General features: G+C 63.1%; 4 protein-coding genes. 3 read left to right on the top strand and 1 reads right to left on the bottom strand.

Features of this window, described 5'->3' with window-relative positions:
* Positions 1 to 1,155: 23S rRNA (adenine(2503)-C(2))-methyltransferase RlmN (gene rlmN, locus O2807_13805; GenBank protein MDA1001576.1), on the bottom strand; the 1,155-nt coding region annotated here is incomplete at its 3' end.
* A gap of 120 nt (positions 1,156 to 1,275) precedes the next feature.
* Here rlmN and O2807_13800 point away from each other — a divergent pair.
* From O2807_13800 to O2807_13790, 3 genes are all read left to right on the top strand, one after another.
* A complete protein-coding gene (locus O2807_13800) occupies positions 1,276 to 1,911 on the top strand; it encodes an HAD family hydrolase (GenBank protein MDA1001575.1) in 636 nt (211 codons plus the stop codon).
* Positions 1,912 to 2,116: 205 nt separating this feature from the next.
* On the top strand, positions 2,117 to 3,007 hold the full coding sequence (locus O2807_13795; protein MDA1001574.1) for a lytic transglycosylase domain-containing protein: 891 nt from the start codon (positions 2,117 to 2,119) through the stop codon (positions 3,005 to 3,007).
* A 95-nt stretch (positions 3,008 to 3,102) separates the two neighbouring features.
* Positions 3,103 to 3,407, top strand: a 305-nt coding sequence (locus tag O2807_13790; protein ID MDA1001573.1) for a DNA lyase, incomplete at its 3' end; no start/stop codon positions are given.

Here is a 3,407-nt window from a genome sequence, read left to right as displayed (position 1 = left end):
GGGCGGCGCCGCGCGCAGGGTGCCCCCGGCGAGGGGAAACCCTTTTTCGCGGAGCCGGGCCGCGTCCGCCAGCTGTCCGCACGCGGCCCCGATTTCCACCCCCTTGCTGTAGCGCACGGTGGCCGTCAGGCCGGAGCGGAGGAGAATCTCCCGGAAGGCGGCGACGCGCTCCCCGGCGGGACGCACAAACGGAGCTCCGGGAAAGGGATTCCAGGGAATCAGGTTCACCTTGCAGCGGATTCCGCCCAAAAGGCGGCACAGGCGGCGCGCGTCCGCCTCGCTGTCGTTTTCGCCGCCGAGAAGAACGTACTCGAACGTGATCCGGTCGCGCTCGGCCACCGGCAGATCCCGGCATACATCGAGCAGGTGCGCGAGGCTCCACTTGCGGTTCACCGGCATCAGGCGGCTGCGCGTCGCCTCATCCGAGGCGTTCAGCGAAACGGCGACACCGGCACCCGGCACTTCGCGGACGAAGTCCGCAAGGCGCGAAGCCACCCCCACGGTGGAAACCGTCAGGCGCCGGGGCGAGACACCGGCGGCGAGCGGGTGGGTCAAAATCCGCGCCGCCCGGCAGACCGCCTCGAAATTATCGAGCGGCTCGCCCATCCCCATGAAAACGACGTTGTGAAACCGGCCGCCTTCGGGAAGCAGGTTTTTCGCGGCCAGGAACTGGGCCACGATTTCCAAGGCGGAGAGCTGGCGCACAAGACCCATCTTCGCCGTGAGGCAAAAGACGCATCCCATGGCACATCCGGCCTGGGTGGAGATGCAGAGCGACCAGCGCCGCGGGCCATCCGGGCGGGACATGGGAATCCGGACGCTCTCCACCCGGACGCCATCACAAAGCCGCCAGATGATCTTCTGGGTCCCTTCCGCATCGGCACCCGCCACATCCGGCTGGAGATGGCCGACGCGCGCGTACCCCGCCAGCCGGCCCCGGAAATCCAGGGGCAGATCGGTCATCTGGGTGATGTCGAACACGCCCTTCTCGTAGATCCAGGAGAAAAGCTGCCGGCCGCGGTAGGTCGGCTCTCCCATCGTCTCGCAAAAAGCTTCGAGCGCCCCCACCTCCAGGCCCAGGAGGTCCATCTTCTCGGCGAGGACGCGCCCCTTCGGCGAATCCGGCGGGATGGCAAACGCGTTGTCCTGTTTCATCTTTTTTTCCGCAATGTTATGGTTCGGCCGAAGTTTGGCGAAAGTGCGGCCCTTTGTGGCTGTGCCCATTCTATCACGCGGAAATCCTCCCCATTCGGCTTTCACTCCGGGAGTAACACTGTGCCGATTCGCGCCGTCCTGTTCGACCACGACGGAACCCTGGTGGACAGCTATGCGGGCATCGCCCGCTGCATGCAACTGACCTGCCGGGACCTCGGAAAACCCGAGATGTCGAACAAGGAGATCCTCGCCTCCATCGGCCCCACCCTGGAGAACCGTTTTACCGAACTCTGGGGGGAAAAAGTGGCGGAGGAGGCCTGCCGCATCTACCGCGCCCACTACGAGTCGCACTTTCTCACCGGAACGGAACTCATCTCCGGAGTGCCGGAAACCCTAGAGGCCGTCGAAAAGCGCGGCCTCGCGATCGCCTGCGTCACCAACAAGAGCCGGAACTACTGCCTTCGCCAGCTCGAGCACTTCGGATTGTTGAGCAAAATGCAGGTGGTCTACGCGAACCAGCAGGGCATTCCGCCCAAGCCCAATCCGGCCATGGTTTTTGCCGCCCTCGCCGATTTGAACATCCGCCCTGAAGATGCCGTCCTGGTCGGGGACACCCCGATCGATGTGGCAACGGCCAAGGCCGCGGGCGTGGGCGCCTGGGCAGTCCGCAGCCGCTACACCCCGGAGGCGGAATTGGAGAAATCCGATCCCGACCGCATTTTCAATGCGTTACCCGATATTCTGGAAAACCTGTGATCCAATCGGCACTTTTTGTGTTGCTTGCGTCACATTTTTCCTCTAGTTTCATAATTGGAAGTTAGGGAGGCTCCTGCTCCCGCTTCCGGGAAGGGCCGAACGGTCCCTCCCTCATCTGCTTCCCGCGTGGGGCGAGGAAGCAATTCTTTTGAAACACCACTGGAAATACCGCCTACTTCACCCATCGCCCGTGTGAGAAAAATTGATGCCTCTGACGATATTCATCGCCCTTGTTGCGATTTATCTGGGCCTCATATTTCTGGAGAATCTCTCCCCGTTTCCAAGAGGGCAGAAGCACATCTGGCGAGACGCGCGGAGGGCGCTGGCCGCGCTTTCCATTCTGGCGGCCGTGACCGCCTACTCTCCCTTCGGCAGCATACTTTTCGCCTCAACCGGCGGTGAGGTGCCGGAGCCAACCTCGGCCGCGCGCATCCCCGGACCCGGAGGCAACCCCCCAGAGGCGGAATTATTCTCTCCCAACTCGTTGATTTTAAACGATAGATTGGCACTTCACCCTGACGACGACATCTACTGGAACATTCATTATTTCTCCTCGATCCACAAAATCGACCCCCTCCTCATCCAGGCCGTGATACGCGTGGAAAGCAACTGTAACCCCAAGGCCGTCTCCCGGCGCGGGGCGATGGGGCTGATGCAAATCAACGGAATCACGGCCCGTCACCTGGGCGTGCAAAATCCCTTCGACATCCAGCAAAACATCGAGGGAGGAACCCGCTATCTCAAAATACTTCTCCAGCGGCACGGGTGGAACCTCTGGCTCGCCCTGGCCTCCTACAACGCGGGGCCCGAGACGGTGAAGCGCTACCGGGGAATGCCGCCGTACGATGAAACCAGAAGATACGTGTGGAAGGTCATCCGCGAATACCGGGGCCTCCAGCGGGTTCACGAGGCCTACAAAAACACCCGGAAAGGGGAGACGCCCGGGCCGATTGTCCGCCTTATCGCTCCGCCGCCCCCGAAGAATATCCGCCGCCCTGCGGAGGCTCCCGCATCCCTGCCCGTGCCCGGTTTGCGGAACATCTCGGCCGAGGGTGCCCGCTTCCCCTCGGCCCCTCCGGCTTTTCTCTACTTCTAGGAAGTTTGCATCCCTCCCGATCCATCCTCTAATTTGCGCATGAGGGCCGCCGGGCGAACCGCGGCCCCTACCCGAATGCGCGAGGAAAGACCAGCGTGCCCTCCTCCAACCGCAGTGCCGATTTGCGGAGAAAGCTGTTGCGCGTGGCCGATGGACTCCGGGAGCGCTTCGGCATCCCGCAGCGGCCGGCGCGCGCCGACATTCTCGATGCCTTCATCAGCACCCTGCTTTCCCAGAGCACGACCGACCACAATCGCGATCTCGCCTTTGAAGGCCTGAAAACCCGCTTTCCCGGCTGGGACGCCGTGGCGGATGCGCCGCCCTCCGCCATCGCGAAGGCGGTCCGCCCCGCGGGGCTGGGAAATCAAAAAGCCGCCCGCATCAGCAGCTTTCTCCGCTG

The organism is bacterium, assembly GCA_027622355.1.
In the GTDB taxonomy this organism is placed as follows: Bacteria; UBA8248; UBA8248; order UBA8248; family UBA8248; genus JAQBZT01.
The sequence above is the reverse complement of the archived record's forward strand: the minus strand, read 5'-3'. Positions and strand labels throughout refer to the sequence as shown.